The organism is Gemella sp. GL1, assembly GCF_013415365.1.
Taxonomy (GTDB): domain Bacteria; phylum Bacillota; class Bacilli; order Staphylococcales; family Gemellaceae; genus Gemelliphila.
On sequence record NZ_JACBYB010000007.1, the window covers coordinates 98,915 to 119,705 of the forward strand.

General features: G+C 33.5%; 24 protein-coding genes. 1 reads left to right on the forward strand and 23 read right to left on the reverse strand.

Features of this window, described 5'->3' with window-relative positions; translation table 11 throughout:
- Positions 1-80 precede the first annotated feature (80 nt).
- From HZY82_RS00555 to HZY82_RS00640, 18 genes are read right to left on the reverse strand one after another with little or no spacing between them, the layout of a single operon-like run.
- Positions 81-425, reverse strand: coding sequence for a PBECR3 domain-containing polyvalent protein (locus HZY82_RS00555; protein WP_135157222.1), 345 nt, complete (start codon positions 423-425; stop codon positions 81-83).
- 37 nt (positions 426-462) lie between these two features.
- Positions 463-615: a hypothetical protein gene (locus tag HZY82_RS00560; protein ID WP_167753243.1), complete on the reverse strand. Its 153-nt coding sequence runs from the start codon at positions 613-615 to the stop codon at positions 463-465.
- Between the two features lie 2 nt (positions 616-617).
- Positions 618-878: a phage holin family protein gene (locus HZY82_RS00565; RefSeq protein WP_167753244.1), complete on the reverse strand. Its 261-nt coding sequence runs from the start codon at positions 876-878 to the stop codon at positions 618-620.
- Positions 871-1,248 (reverse strand): hypothetical protein, encoded by a 378-nt coding sequence (locus HZY82_RS00570; RefSeq protein WP_179938366.1) that lies wholly within the window; start codon positions 1,246-1,248, stop codon positions 871-873. The genes HZY82_RS00565 and HZY82_RS00570 overlap by 8 nt, the downstream gene beginning before the upstream one ends.
- Positions 1,249-1,279: 31 nt before the next feature.
- Positions 1,280-1,654 (reverse strand): DUF1366 domain-containing protein, encoded by a 375-nt coding sequence (locus tag HZY82_RS00575; RefSeq protein ID WP_179938368.1) that lies wholly within the window; start codon positions 1,652-1,654, stop codon positions 1,280-1,282.
- Positions 1,644-6,644 (reverse strand): phage tail spike protein, encoded by a 5,001-nt coding sequence (locus HZY82_RS00580; protein WP_179938370.1) that lies wholly within the window; start codon positions 6,642-6,644, stop codon positions 1,644-1,646. The genes HZY82_RS00575 and HZY82_RS00580 overlap by 11 nt, the downstream gene beginning before the upstream one ends.
- Entirely contained in the window at positions 6,644-7,372 is a 729-nt protein-coding gene (locus tag HZY82_RS00585; protein WP_179938372.1) for a hypothetical protein, read from the reverse strand. Before HZY82_RS00585 ends, HZY82_RS00580 begins: the two co-directional genes overlap by 1 nt.
- The gene (locus tag HZY82_RS00590) at positions 7,369-11,265 is read right to left on the reverse strand and encodes a hypothetical protein (protein WP_179938374.1); all 3,897 of its coding nucleotides are present in this window, start codon (positions 11,263-11,265) and stop codon (positions 7,369-7,371) included. The genes HZY82_RS00585 and HZY82_RS00590 overlap by 4 nt, the downstream gene beginning before the upstream one ends.
- 18 nt (positions 11,266-11,283) lie before the next feature.
- Complete coding sequence (locus tag HZY82_RS00595) at positions 11,284-11,865, reverse strand: Gp15 family bacteriophage protein (protein ID WP_135157236.1); 582 nt, start codon at positions 11,863-11,865, stop codon at positions 11,284-11,286.
- Positions 11,865-12,203, reverse strand: a complete 339-nt coding sequence (locus HZY82_RS00600; protein WP_179938376.1) for a hypothetical protein — start codon at positions 12,201-12,203, stop codon at positions 11,865-11,867. The genes HZY82_RS00595 and HZY82_RS00600 overlap by 1 nt, the downstream gene beginning before the upstream one ends.
- A gap of 14 nt (positions 12,204-12,217) precedes the next feature.
- Positions 12,218-12,682, reverse strand: a complete 465-nt coding sequence (locus HZY82_RS00605) for a phage tail tube protein (protein WP_179938378.1) — start codon at positions 12,680-12,682, stop codon at positions 12,218-12,220.
- Positions 12,683-13,084 (reverse strand): minor capsid protein, encoded by a 402-nt coding sequence (locus HZY82_RS00610; RefSeq protein ID WP_135157242.1) that lies wholly within the window; start codon positions 13,082-13,084, stop codon positions 12,683-12,685.
- On the reverse strand, positions 13,085-13,432 hold the full coding sequence (locus HZY82_RS00615; protein ID WP_218925219.1) for a minor capsid protein: 348 nt from the start codon (positions 13,430-13,432) through the stop codon (positions 13,085-13,087).
- Positions 13,433-13,774, reverse strand: coding sequence for a putative minor capsid protein (locus HZY82_RS00620; RefSeq protein WP_179938380.1), 342 nt, complete (start codon positions 13,772-13,774; stop codon positions 13,433-13,435).
- Complete coding sequence (locus HZY82_RS00625; protein ID WP_135157246.1) at positions 13,764-14,156, reverse strand: head-tail connector protein; 393 nt, start codon at positions 14,154-14,156, stop codon at positions 13,764-13,766. Before HZY82_RS00625 ends, HZY82_RS00620 begins: the two co-directional genes overlap by 11 nt.
- 28 nt (positions 14,157-14,184) lie before the next feature.
- A complete protein-coding gene (locus tag HZY82_RS00630; RefSeq protein ID WP_179938382.1) occupies positions 14,185-14,358 on the reverse strand; it encodes a hypothetical protein in 174 nt (57 codons plus the stop codon).
- 10 nt (positions 14,359-14,368) lie between these two features.
- A complete protein-coding gene (locus tag HZY82_RS00635; protein WP_179938384.1) occupies positions 14,369-15,250 on the reverse strand; it encodes a phage capsid protein in 882 nt (293 codons plus the stop codon).
- A 21-nt stretch (positions 15,251-15,271) separates the two neighbouring features.
- Positions 15,272-15,841: a hypothetical protein gene (locus HZY82_RS00640; RefSeq protein ID WP_179938386.1), complete on the reverse strand. Its 570-nt coding sequence runs from the start codon at positions 15,839-15,841 to the stop codon at positions 15,272-15,274.
- 284 nt (positions 15,842-16,125) lie between these two features.
- Here HZY82_RS00640 and HZY82_RS00645 point away from each other — a divergent pair, with 284 nt between their 5' ends.
- Positions 16,126-16,323 (forward strand): hypothetical protein, encoded by a 198-nt coding sequence (locus tag HZY82_RS00645; protein ID WP_135157252.1) that lies wholly within the window; start codon positions 16,126-16,128, stop codon positions 16,321-16,323.
- Here HZY82_RS00645 and HZY82_RS00650 read toward each other — a convergent pair.
- The 5 genes from HZY82_RS00650 to HZY82_RS00670 are packed head-to-tail and all read right to left on the reverse strand — an operon-like array spanning position 16,313 to position 20,785.
- Positions 16,313-16,561 carry a hypothetical protein gene (locus HZY82_RS00650; protein WP_135157254.1) on the reverse strand — a complete coding sequence of 83 codons (249 nt, stop codon included), beginning with the start codon at positions 16,559-16,561 and terminating at the stop codon, positions 16,313-16,315. The two genes, HZY82_RS00645 and HZY82_RS00650, sit on opposite strands and share 11 nt — an antisense overlap.
- Before the next feature lie 50 nt (positions 16,562-16,611).
- Positions 16,612-16,797 carry a hypothetical protein gene (locus tag HZY82_RS00655; protein WP_135157256.1) on the reverse strand — a complete coding sequence of 62 codons (186 nt, stop codon included), beginning with the start codon at positions 16,795-16,797 and terminating at the stop codon, positions 16,612-16,614.
- Between the two features lie 15 nt (positions 16,798-16,812).
- Positions 16,813-18,591, reverse strand: coding sequence for a phage minor capsid protein (locus tag HZY82_RS00660; protein WP_135157258.1), 1,779 nt, complete (start codon positions 18,589-18,591; stop codon positions 16,813-16,815).
- 2 nt (positions 18,592-18,593) lie between these two features.
- Positions 18,594-20,102, reverse strand: a complete 1,509-nt coding sequence (locus tag HZY82_RS00665) for a phage portal protein (RefSeq protein WP_179938388.1) — start codon at positions 20,100-20,102, stop codon at positions 18,594-18,596.
- Between the two features lie 44 nt (positions 20,103-20,146).
- Positions 20,147-20,785 (reverse strand): HNH endonuclease signature motif containing protein, encoded by a 639-nt coding sequence (locus tag HZY82_RS00670; protein ID WP_179938390.1) that lies wholly within the window; start codon positions 20,783-20,785, stop codon positions 20,147-20,149.
- Positions 20,786-20,791: the final 6 nt, after the last annotated feature.

A 20,791-nucleotide genomic window follows, 5' to 3' on the forward strand; every position in this document is an offset into this window, starting at 1 on the left:
GGGTGCGTAGAGTGCCTTTTCTACTTCAAAAAAATATTTATTTGTATCTTAATAATACACTATTTAATAACAAATGTCAATCAATATTTTTTTAGTCTGCCTGTTTTTATCATATGTTCTAGTTTTGCTGTTTTAACTTCATACATAGAAGCTGTATAAAAATAGTTATTTTTGCTATCAAGTTTAACAGCAACTAAAATATTATCATCAAGCAACTTTAAATATTCAACACTTGTACCTTTTATTCTTCTATTTACCCCTACAAAATCAGGGTTTTTAATAATTTCTTTTATATTGTCAATATACGATAAAACGTTACTGTGATTATGTTTTATCATATGTGATTTTAAACCATTTGAAATAATGATTTTTTCAACATCTGTTTTAATGTTTAACAGTTTTTTTACTTCTTTATTTACTTTCATATTGAATCCTCCGTATAGATATCATATCACATTTTCATTATGATTTTAAATGATAATCATCTTCCAAAATTTCTGTATTTGAGATATATTTTTTCATATGTTTAGTTATATATTTATTATGTCTTCTTTCTAATAAAAATTCACAAAACATATAAATTCCAACTAAAATAAATAAAATTACAAATAACATTTTTATTTATCCTCCCTTAAATCTTTTGAAAACCCTTTGAAAATCTGATGTAAATTATTTGAAAATCCACCAAGACCGGCAACTGTTAAAACATAACTTGTGTCTTTAAAAAAGATTGCTCCTAATAATCCGCCAGTAAATGTAAGGATTATTGGTATATATTTGTTATCAATCTTTGGATTTTCTTTCAAAAACTTTCCAAAAAGTAAAAATGCCAGTACCACAACTGGAACAAAAAATTCTTTCATTAAATATTCAGTCATTTTCAATACTCCTTTCATCATCTATTTTCAGATTAATAAAATCATTGTAAACTTTATCAACCGTCCCGTTTCCGCCAAGATCGTGATATGAATCATACAAATTACACATTTCTTGCAGTTCAGAACTAGACGTATAACCACGACGAATTGCACGCCTCATATTTTTTATGAGCCTGTATCTAATAATATTTTTAGTAGCTTGTCCTTGACTTTCGAGTTTAGCGTCTATTTTATCAAGTCTTTCAATAGTTTTATCGTTTTGTTTTTCGGTTTTTTCTTTGGATTTTTCGCTGTAGTATTTTATAACTGGTATTAATAGACCTGGAGTCACTACGCTCCAAAACTGCGGATTCATTAATAAATCTTTCATTTTACCTCCAAAATAAAAAGACTAGATTTCTCTAGTCTTCTAATTCAATTTCGACTGTATGAAAATTAATTTCTTTTGCGATTCTATTAACCAATTCTTCTAAATCATCTACTCTTTTAATAAGCTTGTCACATGATTTTTTATTTAAGTTAATGTCTTCACTTACTTTTTCAATAGATTTATCCATTTCATTAAACTTTTCATTTTCAGCACGATTTGGGAACCAGTCATTGTAAATTTGTTCAAGCACTGCACTTGTAATAACTTCGTGATTTTCATTAATTAAATCTCTGTCAATATCAATAACCATAATAGACTTTTCATTTGGTTTGAATGTGATATTAGTTTTCACAACTTCATTTTCATTATTATAAATAGGTAATATTTGACTTATTTCAAATTTCATTGTATTTATCCTCCAACATTTTTTCTATTTTTTCTAATCTCTCTTTCAAGATTTTATTTTCTTCAATCAATTCTTGTACAGCTTTCATTGTGTACATAGTTAATCTATTATATTCAAGCTCTTTATATTTATTAACATCAGAAACCAAATTATCTTCAATCTCTTCTATATCTTGAGCTACAAGACCAACATTAACATCAGCCATACCAGCAACTTCTCCTATATCACCCCTCCACTTAAATTTTTTAAACTTAAGTTTTGAGATAAAGTCTATCGCATTCACGTCACTATCTTCAATAGCTGTCTTTAATTTTTCATCAGAGTAAGACTGGGCTACATTGACCATAAATGTATTGACGTTGTTTCTACCACCGTAAGTAAAGACAATCTTTTGACCACCCAGTCCTCCTCCCTCACCCCAAGAAAGTGCGTGGATTGGTTTTAGTTTAGCACCGTTAAAACCTACTAATTGAATTGGTCTGTTTTCATGTAAGTTTGTACAAACTACTTTTCCAAGAAAATTATCAACTTTTCCGTTAATGTCATTTTCAAACTGGAAACCAGCTAATATCTGACCATGAACTGTCATCAAGGTGTCACCATAGTCTTGTCTTGGTTTATCAGGGCTTGAGAAATCATCAAGTTTATAAACATTAATACCCTTATTAATATTTCCGTTCTGCTTACCGCTAACCTGGAAACCAACCCCGCGATTACTGAACTCATTTTCTGGAACTGTAAATCTAACCCCTGTAGAAAAAGGTGCTATTTGTCCTTTTGTCCCAATACGGTATTTAACATTAGCACTAATCACACCACCGTTTATTTGACTAGCGTCAATTGTTACTGAATTCAGATAAGCTGTGAATACAGAATTAGCTTTCAATCTATTTACAATCGCATTATCTATCATTAGATTATCAATCAAAGCATTTCTTAGTTTTACATTTTCAGATTCTATAGCGTTGATTTTAGCTATATGAGCTGAGAAAGCCCCTGTCTTAAAGTGACCAGATTCTATTGATTCTGACTTTATCTGTCTAGCTGTTACACTTCCGTCAACAATTAAAGAAGCGTCTTTTTTCTTGATAACGTACATGTTAGCGAAAGTTCTTGATCCGTGATCTGAATAAGCACTAATGTTAGCACCGATTCTATATTTTGTAATATTTAAATCATTAACTTCCTGGGGTAGTTTTAAAGTAACTGTCCTTTCACCAGTTTCTCCTGCTTGTGCAAAAGGAACATACCACCACTTACCACCAGACGTGGTGTCTGCATGAATACCAATATTAGATCCATGAGAGCTATTGCTATTAACTATTTCACCTTTTATTAAAAATTCATCTCCGGCTTTTAACTTAAAATCACCCGTGTTTTGATACCAGTCGCTAGCGAATTTATCCCTTGTATTATTTATAGTGAAATTTCTGTCTGAATCTTTTCTTAAAAGATTTTCATGATTTGCAGTGACTACAAAACTATCTGTAATAGCTTTTACTGCTTCCGGCGTAGTAACTACCATAGATGCTATAGTAGCTTTATCAATAGTCTTACTTGCCCCTAATCTAATATTGTCACTGTTTATTTGAATATCTCCTATTTTCAAAGCGTTATTTTCAAGACTTGTTACTTTGTCGCTAATCTGTCTATCTGTTTGATTTCTCTCTGTTTTATATCTGTTTAAATCAGCAGATGTTGTAGATAGCGATGACGTGATATTATTAATATTTTGTTCAATCGTGCTTATTTTTCTATTGCTATCTCTGTCTGATTGTTCTAATCTAGACAATGTTCCATCAACCGTTTGTCTATATTCAGCTACTTTTCTATCTGCGAAAAATTGGCTGTCTTCTAAAGCTTGTCCAGCGTCAGTTCGTCTTCTGCTTTGTGTTAGTTCTACTTTTTTAAAAGCTACTTTCCCAACCTGTGAATATCCCAAAATAATTCTCCAAAAATCGAATTCAGAGCTTATCTCAAGTGAATCACTAGTCACTTCATAAGTTTTCCAGTCATCTGTTATATTAAAACTTGCAAAAATACGATCAACATTTTCAGCACTTTTTCTATTTTCTCTAAGACATACCCAAACCTCATTAGAACCAGAAATTCTTTTGGCTTGAAAAGATAATGTATATTGTTTTCCTTTTTCAAGCTGAGCTAAGGTAGTTGATGAGTTATTGTTATTCGCCCTAGAACCTGTTTTAGAATGAATCTGTAGCTGTTTCCAGTTATTAGTAATACTTGTTAATGTATACACGCCGTCATTAAAGTTATAGTCTCGTCGTGACGCGTCCCCTTGAGTATATTCCCAAAGATTTCTTGAAAAATTATAATCTTCAGCATAGTTTCTAGCTCCAAAATTTAAGCTGTCTATTTGTTCATTAAAACGTCTAGTAAGACCTCTAACATCTTCTTCATATCTTGATTTTGCGATATAGTCACGTCTAATAGTTTCTCTTTCAGCGTTTATCTGTCTAGCTGTTTCACTAGATGTAGCACGTATTATCTCATCGCGTCTAGTCCTATCAGCGTTTCTGTAAGACGTCAGTTCTTCAAGTTTTCTACTTGTTTCATTAGCTGTTCTGTTGTAAGAATTTTCAAAGTTTTTAAATTCTTTTAAAGATCCATCTGCATTGAACTTTTGATTAACTTTACGTAAATCTTCTCTTATACTGTCAGCTGTTCTATTAATTTCAGCTGTTATATTAGAAGTATTTTTTATTGTTCCGTCAGCATTAAACTTAGCGTTTAAATTAAGAAATTTCTCATTTGTTTCTCTTGCTGTCCTGTTGTAGTTATTTTCAAAGTTTTTAAATTCTTTTAGCGTTCCATCTGCATTAAATCTTGGTCTTATGCTAGATAAAACGCTCTGTACACTTGTAGCTGTTGTTTTAGCTTCGTTAGCTACTTTAGTAGCGCCGTCAACTACACCACTAAATCTAGAAATTTCACCGTCAATATTTCTTTTATATTCAGAAAATTTATTGTCTAAATAACCTTTGCTATCTTCCTCAGCCGGTCGCCAGTCTGATTGAGTATTTGCTATTTCTATCATTGGACGTGTTAGATCACTTCTTCCATTTGAAAACCTGTTGTAAAGCTCTATTTTACCAATCTTGGCAATTGGCTTGTCTTTAACTTTTAATTTTCCAAAAACTCTTCCTGAAAAATTAGAATCTCCGTTAAATGCAGTTAACCACTGCTTTTCTCCGTCTTCGTATTCTAATCTTAGCTCTAATGCTGAGTTTGCGGGATACTGCGTTGCTTGTCCAGAAGCATTAACGTTTTGAATATGGACACTTGCAATAAGTGTTTGTCCTCTTAGTGAATCTAAATTATTTAAAAAATCATCTGATAGCGTTAGTGATCTAGTTTCTCCGCCAGATAAGACAATTGATCTATCTGAATTTAATATATAGTTTCTAGCTCCTACAGAAATAGGTTCAATGTTTGCAATCTTTTCATTAATTAAATTTTCTGTAGTAGATCTTTCTTCCCTAATTTTAGTGTTTACAATGGAACTTACGTCAGGAATCTGAATAGAATCTATTCTTCCTACAACTAAAGATTCAAGATCTCTTTTAGTTTTATCAATATCTTTTTGATAGTTTGACCTAATTTTTGGAATATCTTTGGTGGCTTCTGAGATTTTAGAATTTATTTCTCTACTTATTCTATCTTCTTCTCTTAGTGCTCTTAATCTTTCTTTTTCAATACCGTCTTTAACCTCGGTTTTTATCTTTTGACTTTCTTCGTTAAAGTATCTTATAAAAGCCTCATGTGCTTCTTTTATCTTCTTATCGTATTCAGCGTCATGTAGTAAACCAGTCACTTCCTTTTTTAATTCAGATAAATCAGCTTGACTTGCTACTCCGCTGGATTCTACGAAAGAACTTTTTGAATCTCCGATCTCAATCTCATAGTTTTCATCAAGAAGTACATTCCATACTACTTTAATGACTTTAGCCGATTCGTTAGTTATACCTAAATCTTCATAGTAAACTTTAACTCTATCGCACAAATCAACTTCTTCAAGGGTTGAATTAGCCCAAATCCCCTCTACTTTGGATAAATCTTGATATTTAATAGTTAGGTTAACTTTAGGTACACCTACATTATTATCTTTAATATATTTTTCAGCATGTTTTCGTAATTGCTCTACCGTTTCTATTTCTTCTTCACTTGAAAAATCTACTTTTAAAATTCTTTTATGAGTAAATTTATTAGCATGTTCTGAATTGATGAAAAATTCAGGTAAGAATATTAATTTATCTTGTTGTTCTGTAGTTTTGTTTCCGTCCTTTTCAACTTCAACGCTTTCTGTGGTCTTTTTAAAAGGATATATAGACGTGTAAGTTTCAAGTATTGACAATTCCTGTTCTAAATCGGTTAAGTTACGTCCATAAGCTATTATCGTAGCTACGTCCCTTCCCATTTGATTGTGTAATTTGATATTTAAATTATCGAATTCATATTCTCCGCCCCATACATCTAAAATAGAACCTTTCTTACCACCAAGAGCCTCTCTGGCGTTTTCTATCTCTTCAATATCCCAAACAGTTAAATTATCCCCTGGAACGTCCGACCAAACAGTGAATTCAGAAGATGAATCTAACAGGTTCTCTCTCCAAACTCTAAGCGCTGCCTGGGCAGAACCAGCTACAGATACATTTGGTTTAATGGCATTCATCATCGTTTTAACTTGAGAAATATGTTTACAGTAAACCTTTTTAGTTCCATTCATATTATCAATAATTTGTGAAACTATGAATTTTTGATTCTTAGCCCTGTAGCCTGCGTCAGTCTTGATTATCATACCCTCTTTTATTTTTTGGGCGTCTTTACCATCTACAGGATATTCCATCTCGAGTATATAAATTCCGTTACGCTCTCTAGTTACTAAACAAGAAAGAGCGTCTGATAAAACAGACACTCCTAAATGATTAAAATTACTTTCATTTGCTTTGTACAAAATTGGATATGACATTACACATTCGCCTCCCATCTAGGCGTTATTTCAACCCTAAAATTACTATTATCCCAGTTGATTAAATTTTTACCTAATTCAAGTTTTGGGAATGGATAAGAATAGACTTTGTCATACTGAGCCTCCTTATTATCCCAAGAAGCTGACTGAGATTCACAGTCAATAATTATATGACCTTGAACCCCCTTAAGTCTGAAAATCTGACTGTTGATATTAAGAGTAACATCTCCTGAACCAACTAATTTTATTAGTGGTTTAGCCTCTCTTTTTTCGGGATTTACAAGATAATCTCCAGTCCTCATAAATACGAATTTTCTAAATCCATTTTTTCTAAATTTAACAGGGTGAACTTTAAAATTAATTACACATTTTTTTCTAGCTTTCAAACTACCTTCAATTGAAAAAGTTTCATAACAATAAGCCTTATAAATATAATCAGGATCCCACGATAATTCAAAATCATGCCATTTGTCTTCTTGATTCAGATAAGTGACATTCAATTTACCTATAATATCTTGAATATCAACATTGAAATTATAAACCTTGAAAGGAAAAGTTTTAGAAATGACATTCAACCTTTGTTTACTTCTTATTTTAGAGCCATTAACACCATCAATATTAATTAATTCAACATCTTTTTCGGGCGATTCAAATGTAATATCGTCTACTAATCTTAAACCAAGCTCGCTAGATCTTACACCGTTGTAAATTATATATTTACTTATCATAATCTATCTTTCTCCTCTCTCATTAAGAATTTTATTTGATGGGCTAGTTTTCTTACGTCTTGACCATCTGTATTTTGGAAGTTTTCTATATGTAGTAAAGAGCCGTAAGAACTATTATTATTTGTTACATTACTATTATTTGTAGTAGCTGATGTAATTGGTGAATATCCTCTACCAAAAGATAGCATAGCTTCAGGTTGAACTCTAAAGCTAGAAATCATATCGTTGATAAAGCCAACCGACTTATCGATCGCTCCTAATCCTTTATTCATACCCATTGCCACCCCTTGCGGAATGTAACGACCAACCCTGTTAGCCATAAGTCTTGATGGTGAATGAATTTGAGCTTTAGCTCTAAGTGCTCTTTCCACTTGAGATACAATAGCATTTGCTGCAGCAGTTACAGCACCAAGCGCCGACATCATACCAGAAGCTATACCTTGTGAAATTTGAGCTCCTATCGCTTGAGCTTGCCCTGGTAGTGATGACAAAGCAGATGTTATAGCTGCACTAATAGAAGCTATTGCTCCAGTCACAGCACCTGCTCCTCCAGCAATACCCGCAGCTAATGCTTGTGAGAACTGACTTCCTGCTTGTTGACCCAAAGATTGCATTTGAGATGCAAAAGATCTTACTATACTAATCATATTGTCAGTAGCTGACTGTACAGCTGAAACAGCAGATGACATAGAAGAACTAATAGTAGCTACAATTGCGCTAAATGCACTTTCAACACTTGAACCTAGACTAGCAAAACCACTAGTAATGCTTGTAATCATAGTAGTTACACTCGTAGTTAAAGTCGTCATAGCAGCCGATAAAGCTGTAAACTGACTTATTAAACTAGTGATAGAAGTATTTATAGTAGTTAATGCTGTATTTACTGTAGTTATCGTTGTAGAAAGACTTGTAAAAGAAGTGTTTAAGCTTGTAATAGAAGTTCCTACACTAGTGAAACTAGTATTAAAAGCACTTATTGCTGAATTAGCAGAACTTAGCTGACTCATCGCAGAAGTTACCCCGCTTATAAAAGTGGTAAAACTAGTAGATACTGTCGTTAAAGTAGTTTGTAAGTTAGTTAGATTAGTAGTAAACGTAGTAATAGAGCTATCTGCACTTGTAAGACTTGTTGATAATTGGGTAAAACTAGTCACAAAAGTTGTAAGCGAACTTGTAAGTGTAGTTAAACTTGTATTCAATGTACTTAGTGTAGTATCTAAACTAGTAAAATCAGCAACTACACTTGTTAAACTTGTAGAAATCTCTGTTATTTTACTAGAAAAAGCAGTCAATGCAGTATCAGCTGCGCTTAAAGAAGTCATTGACTGACCTACAGCTTGCGCAAATTGCTGCATTTGACTTGCAGCCTGAGTAAGACCTTCAAGACTACTTGATACTTTTGTCCCGAATTCACCAATAGACGTTGCTGCACTAGTTAAATTACTAGGTAAGTCTTTAGCAGAAGTTGAAAACTTTTCTAACTGTCCAGGTAATTGACCCATAGCTCCTGTAAGAGCACTTGCTGCAGTAGAAAATGAGCTCATAGCGCTTGAAATACTTGTCATCGATGTACTAACAGTTGACAAGTCGTCTGACTTATCCGTTAATTTTCTAATACCAGTCGCAACGGCAGCCAGTGTAGTTGCTATGTCGATAGCTCCGATCTCAGACAGTGTCTTCATACCCTCTGAAAACAATCTAAATCCATTACCTGCTTTTTCAGCAGATTCTCCAACCGAACGAATTAAGTCTGCAGCACCCTCAAATGCCTTTTTAATAGCTTCTCCTGCCTTTTCAACAACGTTAGCTACACCATCAAAACCTTTCTTGATAGCCTCTCCTGTTTCTTTAACAACATCTCCAACACCCTCAAGAGCTAGTCTTACACCATTTCCAAATCCTTCAAAAGCTGTTCCTAGACCCTCTAATGTATCTTTAATAGCTCCTCCGATAGATTCAATAACACCACCGATAGAATCAAAGACCCCTGAAATAGAATCAGCTAGACCAGAAAGCGAATCAACAACTTGTGAAACACCGCTAGCTATAGAAGTTACTACCCTTGAGATTCCATTTGATATAGAATCTATAACGCTGACTATTGTCGGACCTATTTTAACAATTGCGTCAGCTATTGTTGTAATCAATTGACTTACTACATCACCAATCGTATGTAAAACTTGACTTACTACATCACCAACCGTCGTAAGTATCTGACTTACTCCATCAGCTTGTGTAGCTAATAAGGCAAAACCAGCAGCTGCAATAGCGATACCTGCTCCTAGAGCGATAAAGTTTTGAGGCGGTACCATAGCAATAGCTGCACCTAAACCTCTGAATGCCGTTGCTAAACCAGTACCGATTCCTTTTGCGGCTATTGAAACACCAGTACCGATTCCCTTAGCTGCGATGGAAATACCTGTTCCGGCACCTTTCAAGGCTGTAGCTATACCTGTTCCTACACCTTTAGCTGCAGTAGAAACACCTTTACCTAAACCAGTGAAAGTTTTACTCAACCCGTTTCCAATAGATTTTATCACTCTCCCTACAGCTGTTCCAGACGATCGTATAACATTTCCTAACCCATTGAAAGCCTGAGCGATTCTTCCTTGAGCATGTCTTGCTTTTCCTACAGATTCTTTAACAGGTGCTTCAGGTACAGATTTTGGTTTTGACGTTTTTTGTCTGCTACCTGCACCACGTTTTTTCATTCTTTCACTTTTTGACGGGCTTGGATCTTTTACAGTTTTTCCAGAAGTTTTTTTAGTCGATTTTTTCGCTGTTTCAGGTAGTTCTTCTTTAGGGTTTTTCTTGAAAAGTTTAGCAACTTTCTTCATACCTTTGACTACCCCGCCTATAGCTTTAGTAGTACCTTTAAAAACATCTCGCACTACTCTACCAGCCTTAACCATTCCTCCAAGTGCCAATATAGCTGGTCCTGCACCAAGTGCAACAGCTCCAACCCATTTCTGCCATGGTGCTAATGGTAAGTTATCCCAAATATTTCCTAGAACTCGTTTGACATTTTTACCAAAGTCTGTAACACTTTCTTTCATGTTAGACATTAGTTCGGATATATTTGCTTCATTATCACCTAAACCGGATACTAAATTTTTTCCGGCTGATAACATTTTATTAAAAGATCCTTCAACTGTATCACTTGCTTCTTTTGCTGTCGTTCCTGTAATACCAAGTTGATCTTGAATTTTACCTATAGCTTCAATGATTTTATGTAAAGGGATATCTTTAATGTTTTCAGCTGTCGCTTTAAAGTTTTCCCCCATTACACCCGAATCATTAACAAGCCTAGCCATCTCCTCTTGAGTACCCCCGTACCCAAGTTTCAAGTTATCTAGCAAGCTGTAATTATCTTTTGCGAAGTTTTGATAAGCGTGCTGTATTTCCGACATGTTAGTACCAAATTTATTGGCGTTATCTGCCATTTGAATAATCGCTTTATCAGCAACTTCTGCAGCTTTTGCCGTATCTCCACCTAAACCTTGAAGTAAAGTAGCAGAGATAGATGTCACTTGTTCCATGTATTCACTTGCAGATACACCGGCTGTTCTAAAAGCTCTATTAGCGTTATCAATAACTACTTGTGAGGCATCACCGCTAGCGTTATTAAATAAAGTTCTAACACCACCGACAGCTTGTTCCATCTTAGCGTATCCTTTAATGACAGCTCCAATACCAGCTAAGGCTGGAGCTGTAAGTCCAGCAGTCATTGCTTGTCCTAACGGCTGCATTTTATCACTAAACTTTGCAATACCACCAGCTAACTTGCCACCCGCACTACTAAGACTTTGTAACTGTGCTTTTAAAGCTGATATTTCACTTTTAGCATTACCAGACTGTACATTAACTTGTATATTAACCTTACCTTGAGCCATTTCTTTTTCCTCCTTTCTTTAAAAATCTTCATCAGGGAGTCTATACTCTTCCTGTAGTCTTCTCATTTGCTCCTTATACGTCCTATCTTCTCCTTTCGAGGGTTTCCACGAACGTATTTTGCAAACTTGCATAAATTTAGTATCTTTAGGAAGCCCTACAAGTAAAGCATTAAACTTTTTCCAATGCAGTTTACCTTGCTGTTCGATTAAATCGATATTATATGCTTGTAAAAAAGAAGCGAATATATAGTCGCCATCGTAACGTAAACTATATACTCGCTTTTCTTGTTTTTCTCCTTTTTTTAAAGGCATAGGATTTCCCTCTAAATCAAGATTATTAAAATCCGATAAAGAAGATAATTTAATATACTCGTCTAATATTTTATTATAAATCCCAATAGCTTCTATTAGTGTCAATCTATCCATTAAATTAACCCCAGTTAAAAAACCTAATGCGATAAAAATCTTACTATAATTAGATTTACTGTCATCATTAAATATATCTAAGACTCTCAAGACATTATCAAAGGCTAAATTTATCCTGTAGACCTCATCTTTAATAATTACTTCATCTTTTAATTTTTTAGAAATATCTAACATTACATATAACTTTGAATATTCTCTAGAGATCCTCTAACTTCAATTTCAGTTTGAATCCCTTGGATAGTTTGCACAAGATAAATAAAGAAGTTGATAGTAGAATCGCCAGCTAGTTTAATGACTTTTTCATAATCTTCCTGACTAAATAAAGTTATCCAAGTTTCTTTTAAAACCTCCCTAACTTCATCTAAATTACTGTTATCTTGTAATTTGGAATTTTCATATTTTTTCTTAGCTTCATCTAATCTTTTTATACTTTCATCACTAATACTAAATTCCAATACGAACTCTCCAAAATCTATCGGAATACTATTTTCTACTTTTTTAATTACTACCATTTATTATCCTCCTTTTACACTACCGGTCTATTTTTAACTTCTACTTTTTTAGGTTTTCTAATCCACTTAATAGTCGCTTCAAAACCTTCAAATTCTGAAGCGTCACCATCACCCGCTTTAATTCCTGTGACAGATGCCACCTCAGTAAAAGTATATCTGCCATCTGCCGTGGTCACTCTAAACCATAATCGTCTTTTATCTCCGACCTCATATTTCATATCAGCAATCAGTTTTTGAGCTGGTATTTCTGAATCATAGTGACCCTCAAAAGCATATCCAGCAGAAACAGAATACACTACCTCTTCCGGCGTACCATCTCCGTCATAAAACGCCTCGTCTTCTGTTTCCTCATCTGACTCGTCAGACACAGTCGCTATATATTTAGCTAACTTCAACCATTCTGTTGGCTCTGTTGTTGGATTTTCAGGGTCGTATACTCCTACTTCGTGTATTCTTTTAACGTTTTTAAATCTTGTCATTTATATAATCTCCTCTATTTCTATTTTGGCTGTCAGCCCTAACGTATAAACAAAAAAGCCTTGACTATCCTTTCCGTTGATAGCCGGCTTCTCCACTTCTAAATTTAAAAAAATATATGAATTATTTTGACTTGGTAATTCCAAATCAAAAAGCGATAATGCGTCATTAATAGTCCAAATTAACCCGTTGGCAAATTCACTAGATTTTGATTTAACAGCAATTTCAAAAGGTAAAGAAACTTCTTTTGTACCGTCCATATACTGTTTATCTACTTTCCCTCCTGGTATAGGGTTAACTACTAAATCATCTTCATTATCGTTGAAATAATCCAACCTAACCTGTAAAGGTAGGTCAAAACTATTAATATATCTAACTAATACTATTGAAAAATCATTCCCCATCTATACACCTAGACCTTTCGCTACAATATTTTCCCATTTACCTATATTTCCAGAAGTTTTGTTAAGCCAGTTAGTTCCGGTACCGGGTGTTGTATATTTACTAAAAGTTACAATACCGTTCGTACCGTAATAATGTGCTCTAGCGTATACAATCCTATACCTAATATAACTACCTCCATCAGTGACTCTACCGTCAGCTCGAAGATCTCCTCCTCTGAAAGGTACATATTGTGTCATGTCCTTTAAAATTTGATTAGCTAGAGCCGTCTTTGACTTCTTGATGTTTCCATGAGAAAATACTTTCTCTATTCTACTTAAATCAACATCAACTTTAACTTTTATTTCCATCTAAACCACCTCCACTTCATACGAGAAAACCTTATCGCCATACAGTTTGTTAACTGAATAACCAACCACTCTGTAAGTTGAATATTCATCTTTAACGATAGCGTCAAGCCATTCATCAGTAATAGTGACTGGTGTAAATTTTGGGTAGATAAAGATTATACCTGGCTTATCACGAAAGCTATTATGTATATTAGTAGTTTTATTATCTTTACTGACAATTCTTCTATCAAACCTAACATTCGATAATTCGAATTCATCTTGATATGTAACTTCTCCCCATTCATTCTTAGAACCAGCAAGAGAAATAGTAACGCTGTCAGTCAATAATCGTTTATCTATCATAGCAAACCGCCTCCACTGTCCCAAAACCAGCGCTTTTCAATATATTTATAGCGTCCAAAGACATATTCAAAGCCTGTGATATTTTTCTATCTGCACTATAACCATTTCTATAATTAACAGATGTACGACCAATAGACATAGAAGAAGTTATAACTTTATCATCAGCGCTTAAAATACCACTCTCATTTAAATAATCAATCTGAAAAGCAACTGCTTTTTTAACAGCTTCTTTTTTAAAAGGGATCTCATCTTCAAAAGATACAGAATGATAAACATATCTAGTGTAAATATCAATAGTTGTTTCAGCTTTTGTAGATAATTTAGTAAATTCATCTACACTAAAACCCATATATTCAAATTCTTCTTTTGTTAGATATTTCATAATTACCTCCATAATAAAAAGAGGATAATTACTTGCTATCCTCTTTTTTAGATTTTGTTTTAACTTCTGTTAATGCTTCTTCACCTAAAACAGAAGTGATTTCCTTGTATCGTTCGTTAGATAAAGAAACAATATCACCAACGTTAACATTAACTCTAGTTTCTTTATCAACATATCCAACATTTACTTTATACTTTTTCATAAACTACCTCCTAAGCAAGCGTAGCTGTTACTTTGATAATAGCTTTCTTGTTGTCATCAAGTACAAAAGTACCACCTTTCGCAGCTGCTTGTAATGCTTGTCCGTCAAAAGTTTCTGATTCTACAGTTCTAGCTGTAGAGATACCCACAAATGGAATAACGATTGATGGTGCACATACAAAAGCTACCACTCCTGTTGGGAAGTATTGTTCAGCTGTTTCTACTAAAGTAAATCCTTTATATTTAAGTAGACCGTTTGAATCTAAAGACACAGAAGATCCTTTAGCACTAGTGTTAGCTGTCATATCTACAATAGCGTTGTATAATTCAGCACGTAAATAAACTGTCATAGCTGCATTAATTTCAGTATTTACTACATAAGCAGACAATTTGTTAAACAAGCCTCTTACATTCTCTTCCGACAAGTCAGCCAGAGCCTCAGTTTTTCCGGCATTATCACCTAAGAACTTACCGATTTTCGTAGACATATAACGTGTTTGTGCCTCTGATTGTAATTTTAAACGGTCAGCTACTGCTGCGTTTAAGTCGTTGTTAACTGTGTATCTATCGAATCCCTCGTGAATAGCTAAAGTGTAGTCATAATCTACATCTGTATTTCCATAGATAACTTCCGTTCTCGCTCCGAAACGGTTAGTATTAGAACCATTACCAAAACCTGCTGAATCCTTGTCTGTGTTGTAAGTTCCGATCACAACTGGTGTTGTGTTAGTTTTTACAGAAAAAGCCTTTGTGTTCTCCTGTACACCATCTAAGACTTGAATAGGTGCTAATACACCTTGAAAGGCACTTGTTACATCAAATACAGTTGAAAGCATTTGTTTGTACTGGGGTGCATATTGTCTTACTGGTAAATTTTGATTTGCTGTTGACATATTTATATCCTCTTTTCTTTATTATTTTCTCTTGTAACTGTCTATAATTTTTTGGAATGGGTCAGTTACTGGGTTGCTCCCATTTCCATTCGGATTACCACCGACTGTGATCGTTGGTGTAACTTCCTTTTTTACTTCTTGAATAGTTCCAAAGTGCGGATATTTAGCAAGTACTTCACTAATTGCAAGGCTAATATCTTTTTCATCTGTAACTAATCTTTCAGCAAGAGCTATTACATCTTCTACTGAATCAGTATTAACTCCTTGTTTTAAAGCAGATAAACTAGCTTCTAGGTATTTTGTTCTAGTTCTCTCTTGCTCTAACTCTTTTGTAGTATTGTTTAGTAATTCACTTTGCTTTTCAGCTTCACTTTTTTGTGATTCTTGATAAGCTTTGAATTGTTCTAAACCTTGTTTAGCACTTTCAAAATCTTCAATGCCTAGGTCTCGTAAAAATTTTTCTTGTGCTGATTTAACCTCCTTAGCAACAAAACCATTTACTTGTTCCTGAGTGAATGTCTTCTCTTGTTGCTCTACTTGTCCTCCAGTATTAACAGACTGGTCTGTTTGTGTTTGAATGTTCTCACTCATTCTATTTCCTCCTAATATAGGTATTTTTCTTCCGTTTTAATTACCCACCACGGATAAAAAGGTATAATAAAAAGACCTTTTAACGTCATGTCTAGGACGACTATTTATTTCTTATTTCCTATTACTTAAAATTAATAAAACTACTCCTATAATGCATATAAGAATTTCTATAATCAATGTTATTGTTTTGTATTGAAAATATGTTTGAATCCAGTCCATGGATTACTCCTTGTTATATGTTATAATTTACTCACATACACAATTTATAAAAAGGTGGTGATATTATGTATAATCCTGAAATTGCTCAACTAATTTTAGATGAATCAAAGCGTTCTGTTCCTAAAGGTCAAGCTCACGATTTTGCACTTCCTGACTACGACCAACAGGATTTTAAAGATACCGCTGAACATCTAATAGCTAACGGTTCAATATCAGCTGAATTTGAATATTTTTACGAATATAATCTAAGGTTTATTCATTAACTTCTATAATATCTAATGAACTCACTATAGAATCAATATCTATCTGTCTTGGATACATTTCTATAGTGAGTTTTGGTCTTTTTCCTGCGATCATTTCTAATTTAATTGATTTGACCTTTTCAACATCTTCCATATCCACACCTCCTATTTTTACTGAATAACCCTCAGATAATATTGAACTATCTTTAGTTACCGTTTCCGGATAGCGTGGTTTGATATTTAAATTTATGTTTTTCATACCGTTCTCCTTTTCAAACATAATAAAAACACCTAACTGATGTTAAGTGTTTAAAGTATCGCAATATCTGGTGTTTCTATAATTTTAAAACGTTTCTTCTTTGAAACTGAACTTTGATTGTTATTAACACCCTTATTTTTTTTTCTAGTTTCATCAGCAGTGATAGAAACAAAATTCATAAATTCTTTTATCTCTTTTTTGGACATCTTTTTATCTAAAGTGTATACTTTTTCCATTTTTACCACTCCTCTTTACCTTATTTTTACATCTATGCCTTTATCGTTAATTATAACATCTTTTAAATATTTTTCAACTAATCTATTTAACTCTTTATCTGTTTTGGCTTTTTCGATACCTTCTCTATATTTTTCAAGAATAATCATTGAATTCCCTATATTATAGTCAGTATTCTTACTAATATACTTTACCCCACCTTTATTAGTAACGACAGTAAGTGTTTTTACACTAGGTGTTGTAAAGAAGAATTTTATATCTGTTAGTGAAAAATTAGATTGTCCTGGATGATTATGTATAACAACAAGCGAAGATTGAGGGCTAGCATTTAATAAGACTTTTACATCAGAATTAAAATCGACATTTTTTCTATTACCATAACTATATTTTACACCACTAAAAGAAGTTAAATTGTATACTCCCGATACCTCATTACTATTATTTTTACTTTTAGCTATACTTAATAATTCTTTATGATGCGATTGTAGATTCTTACTATCCTGTTCATTAAACCCAGGTATTTTTACTAATGGTACTTTACTAATTGCTTCGTCTGTTATATCTATCTTTTTACCTATGTTTTTCGCTTCTAATCGTAACACTTGTAACTGCCTTCCATTCTTATTTTCTTTAATTTTAGCAGATTTATTTGTTTTTGTTAAGTGCTTCTTACTTCCCCTCTCCCTACTAGTATCCCTATAAAGAAACGGGTGCTTTTCTATATGCTGTTTAAGACCACTTCTAAGTGTCTTAAGTCTTAACTTATGCTTTTGTTCAAGCTCCTTATCATTTACTATCTTAGCTATCTCTATAAGTTCCTTAGATTTCCTTATCTCTCTTTCAAAGGCTCTTTGTTTGGCTTCTGCTTTGGCGTTTTCTATAGCTTTTTTTTCATCTATATTCTTAAGATGATCAGGTAAATCAGGTTTATAATTCATACCTAATACAAAAGGTGTCATATAATGATCGCAGTTAATACCTTGGCAGCCCTCAGGTTTTCCGTATCCATAATCAGATAATGCGTACACCTTTACACCATCGAAAGTCCCGCCCTTACCCTTAGAAACTATCTGATGTTGCAGAGGAGCACAATAAGCTCTCGCTGAACTTTTAATAGAATAGTAAAAGGTATCTACTCCTAAATCTTCAGCTGACTTTTCCCTTAATTCTCTAGCAGTTCTCCTTGTTGTGGTCTTGATTATAGTTCTTAAATGTGGTTCTACACTTCTTTCTCTCCCTGCCTTGTCAGTAAAAGAATAAAAACCTTTTTTATGAGCTTTTTGCACAGCTTCTGACAATGCTTTTTCAGCTGTTTTAGTACCAGTGACTACTCCGGCTACTGACCCTAACACAGCTTGTTCAAAAGAACGTCTTATAGATTTAGGTAAAGTGATATTCAGTAAATTATCTACCTCAAACATTGTTTGATTAACTAAAGCATTTAAAGAGGCTTGAACTTGCGGGTCAGGTAAAGCATTTGACTTTAAAGCTGTTGTCAGTTGTTCGTGACTATCTTTATATATTCTATAACCTTCATTTTCAATTACATCTCTAAATATTTCTTCGGCAACACCTGCCTTTTCTGAAATCATCTTAACAGATTCCTCTGTAAGCAAATGCATATCATTCAACTTCTCAAGTTGCCAAATGTAAGGATTTCTCTCAAGGTCTGCGTTACCCCTTTCAGCTAACCTAGCTATCATATTAAACATAAGTTCAGTAGATAAATCTTGATATATTTGCTCTACTTGCTTAGATTTAACATAATATAACCCATCGTTATTTACAAGATTCATTATTATTTACCTACTCTAGTTTCTTCATAAATGGTTGAATCTTCTTCACTTAGTACTGGCTGACTTTCCTCGTTGATTTCCTCATACATTTCCTCAGCTTCATCTTCAGTTACGTTTAATATCTTGGCGATAGCATACTTTTTAGAGATTAAGCCGCTAGCTACTGCCTTAGTCCAGTAGTCAAGTTCTGCGTTCCTATCAGTGAAAATACCATCATCAAGATTTATTGAGATTGTATCAAAGTCAGGTATATTACCAGAATATAAACCACTAGCTTTAGCCAATTCACAAATAGAGATAACCAATTCTTTTATCGAATGTTCAACAAGTGATACGATAGAGTTTCTCATTTGATAAGTATCCGAGTTTTCAGAAACAATTTCAGTCGCTGTCTTCATAGATTTACCATCAAAAGAAAACATACCAGCCGATACCCCTATCTGCATTTCAAATAGGGCTAGACCTTGATTAATAGACTTGATGTAATCATCAGCACGTATAGCAGTAGTTAAGTCTACAATCTTACCATCGTCCATTCCTCCCATGTCAAACTGGACAAATACATTCTGTTCCGGGTCAAATCTTCGTTTAAATGTCATATTTCCATTTTCATTTTGTACTTTAATATCTGTTAGAGATTCAGGCACTGCCACCCTACGCTGACCCATCTTAATTTCCCAAAGAAACTCATCGTAAGTTCTATTGATAAAGTCTATGGTTGTCTTAGCATTATCAAAGATAGAAAGTCCTAAGGGTGAATTAATATCCTTATTATTCATACCCGGTGTCTTTAAGTATGTAAACAAGGGTCTAGACATACCAGAAAGAGTTACAACGTCTTGTAGATCGGGATATAAGTCTGTCACAGGTACCCTATTACCGATCATAGAAGATGTTTCAGATACATATAATTCATTGCTAATAACAAACCCTGTTTCTGTTCTCTCGTGAAATTCTAGCAAAGTATAATATTTAGTTTTTCCATTATCTGTTACTGTTGTTTTCGTAACAATAGCAGCTTCTTCTATCTCTTGAGTATTAGATTTAAGTGGTAAAAATACTGGTGCTTGAATGAATGCCACTTTAATTGTGTCATCTTCAACATAGGGCCTCATCGCAAGACCACCTAAAGCTAAAGCACTCTCTAAATACCTCTCAAAGTTTCTATTAAAACTATCTTTATACAAGACATCGTTCACAAATTCGTTAGCTATCTCATCATCTAAAATAATTTCGGCATTCTCATTGTAGACAAGTGAAGCTATTTTCTTACAAGCTGTTCTTGCTAATGGCAAGTGATTTAGTTTTCTTTTCTTGCTATCACCTTGAGTGTTTGTATACACAACATCATCAAAAGATGATTTGTAATAATCAAGGTTACTTTTTATTCTATTGTATTCTTGATCCGATAAGTTTATCTTACTGTGATCAAGAATACTATTTAAACTAGAAGTTGTCATTCTATATTTACTCCTATTAAAAAAATTCTTAATTCTATCTATTAAGTTCATTTGTTAATTCTCCTATGTTATAAGCCCAATAAAAAAAAGAACACTTATTCAGCGTTCTTTCTAGTTATGCTAGATAATTTAAAACTACAAACTCTATTACAAGTTTTAGATTTACTATATTTATTTACCATATACTCACTATTGCATATACAACATATTCTTTTTTCGTTATCTATCTCACTAACTCTCCTATGATTAGAACGACAATTAGGGGAACAATACTTACCATGTTTTTTACCTGACGTAAAACTTTTACCACAATATTCACAATTCATTTTTGTAGCTCCCATTTTACCTAGGTTTAACCTTTTAGCGTGTTCACTATGCCATTTTCTTCCTTCTTCTGATTTATGCCATTCACTAGCTTTAATTCTAATGTTATCTAAATTCTTTTTGATTTTCTCTAACCTATTATCAGGAATATTGGCCCCGTGCCACTCTAAATGTTTCTTTTTAGTCATACACATTAGATTATCAATTTCATTATTATCTTTATTTTCATCTTTATGGTGTATCTGATAACCTTTTGGTATCTCTCCGTTATGTTTTATCCACATATAAACATGCAACCTTGGTCTAAAACCAAAAATCTTTTTTGTAGATAAGTAATAACCAGTTTTAGTATCTCTTCTAAATTTGTAACCATCTACCATTGCGTAACCATCTATATATCTTACTTCCATAATCTA

Excerpts from the sequence above, each read along its gene's own strand:
- HZY82_RS00605 (WP_179938378.1), bottom strand. The coding sequence starts at position 12,682 with ATGACAAGATTTAAAAACGTTAAAAGAATACACGAAGTAGGAGTATAC.
- HZY82_RS00565 (WP_167753244.1), bottom strand. The coding sequence starts at position 878 with ATGACTGAATATTTAATGAAAGAATTTTTTGTTCCAGTTGTGGTACTG.
- HZY82_RS00650 (WP_135157254.1), bottom strand. The coding sequence starts at position 16,561 with ATGAAAAACATAAATTTAAATATCAAACCACGCTATCCGGAAACGGTA.
- HZY82_RS00625 (WP_135157246.1), bottom strand. The coding sequence starts at position 14,156 with ATGAAATATCTAACAAAAGAAGAATTTGAATATATGGGTTTTAGTGTA.
- HZY82_RS00610 (WP_135157242.1), bottom strand. The coding sequence starts at position 13,084 with ATGGGGAATGATTTTTCAATAGTATTAGTTAGATATATTAATAGTTTT.
- HZY82_RS00570 (WP_179938366.1), bottom strand. The coding sequence starts at position 1,248 with ATGAAAGATTTATTAATGAATCCGCAGTTTTGGAGCGTAGTGACTCCA.
- HZY82_RS00620 (WP_179938380.1), bottom strand. The coding sequence starts at position 13,774 with ATGATAGATAAACGATTATTGACTGACAGCGTTACTATTTCTCTTGCT.
- HZY82_RS00585 (WP_179938372.1), bottom strand. The coding sequence starts at position 7,372 with ATGATAAGTAAATATATAATTTACAACGGTGTAAGATCTAGCGAGCTT.
- HZY82_RS00575 (WP_179938368.1), bottom strand. The coding sequence starts at position 1,654 with ATGAAATTTGAAATAAGTCAAATATTACCTATTTATAATAATGAAAAT.
- HZY82_RS00640 (WP_179938386.1), bottom strand. The coding sequence starts at position 15,841 with ATGAGTGAGAACATTCAAACACAAACAGACCAGTCTGTTAATACTGGA.
- HZY82_RS00660 (WP_135157258.1), bottom strand. The coding sequence starts at position 18,591 with ATGAATCTTGTAAATAACGATGGGTTATATTATGTTAAATCTAAGCAA.
- HZY82_RS00635 (WP_179938384.1), bottom strand. The coding sequence starts at position 15,250 with ATGTCAACAGCAAATCAAAATTTACCAGTAAGACAATATGCACCCCAG.
- HZY82_RS00645 (WP_135157252.1), top strand. The coding sequence starts at position 16,126 with ATGTATAATCCTGAAATTGCTCAACTAATTTTAGATGAATCAAAGCGT.
- HZY82_RS00590 (WP_179938374.1), bottom strand. The coding sequence starts at position 11,265 with ATGGCTCAAGGTAAGGTTAATATACAAGTTAATGTACAGTCTGGTAAT.
- HZY82_RS00655 (WP_135157256.1), bottom strand. The coding sequence starts at position 16,797 with ATGGAAAAAGTATACACTTTAGATAAAAAGATGTCCAAAAAAGAGATA.
- HZY82_RS00670 (WP_179938390.1), bottom strand. The coding sequence starts at position 20,785 with ATGGAAGTAAGATATATAGATGGTTACGCAATGGTAGATGGTTACAAA.
- HZY82_RS00555 (WP_135157222.1), bottom strand. The coding sequence starts at position 425 with ATGAAAGTAAATAAAGAAGTAAAAAAACTGTTAAACATTAAAACAGAT.
- HZY82_RS00560 (WP_167753243.1), bottom strand. The coding sequence starts at position 615 with ATGTTATTTGTAATTTTATTTATTTTAGTTGGAATTTATATGTTTTGT.
- HZY82_RS00630 (WP_179938382.1), bottom strand. The coding sequence starts at position 14,358 with ATGAAAAAGTATAAAGTAAATGTTGGATATGTTGATAAAGAAACTAGA.
- HZY82_RS00580 (WP_179938370.1), bottom strand. The coding sequence starts at position 6,644 with ATGTCATATCCAATTTTGTACAAAGCAAATGAAAGTAATTTTAATCAT.
- HZY82_RS00600 (WP_179938376.1), bottom strand. The coding sequence starts at position 12,203 with ATGGTAGTAATTAAAAAAGTAGAAAATAGTATTCCGATAGATTTTGGA.
- HZY82_RS00615 (WP_218925219.1), bottom strand. The coding sequence starts at position 13,432 with ATGGAAATAAAAGTTAAAGTTGATGTTGATTTAAGTAGAATAGAGAAA.
- HZY82_RS00595 (WP_135157236.1), bottom strand. The coding sequence starts at position 11,865 with ATGTTAGATATTTCTAAAAAATTAAAAGATGAAGTAATTATTAAAGAT.
- HZY82_RS00665 (WP_179938388.1), bottom strand. The coding sequence starts at position 20,102 with ATGAACTTAATAGATAGAATTAAGAATTTTTTTAATAGGAGTAAATAT.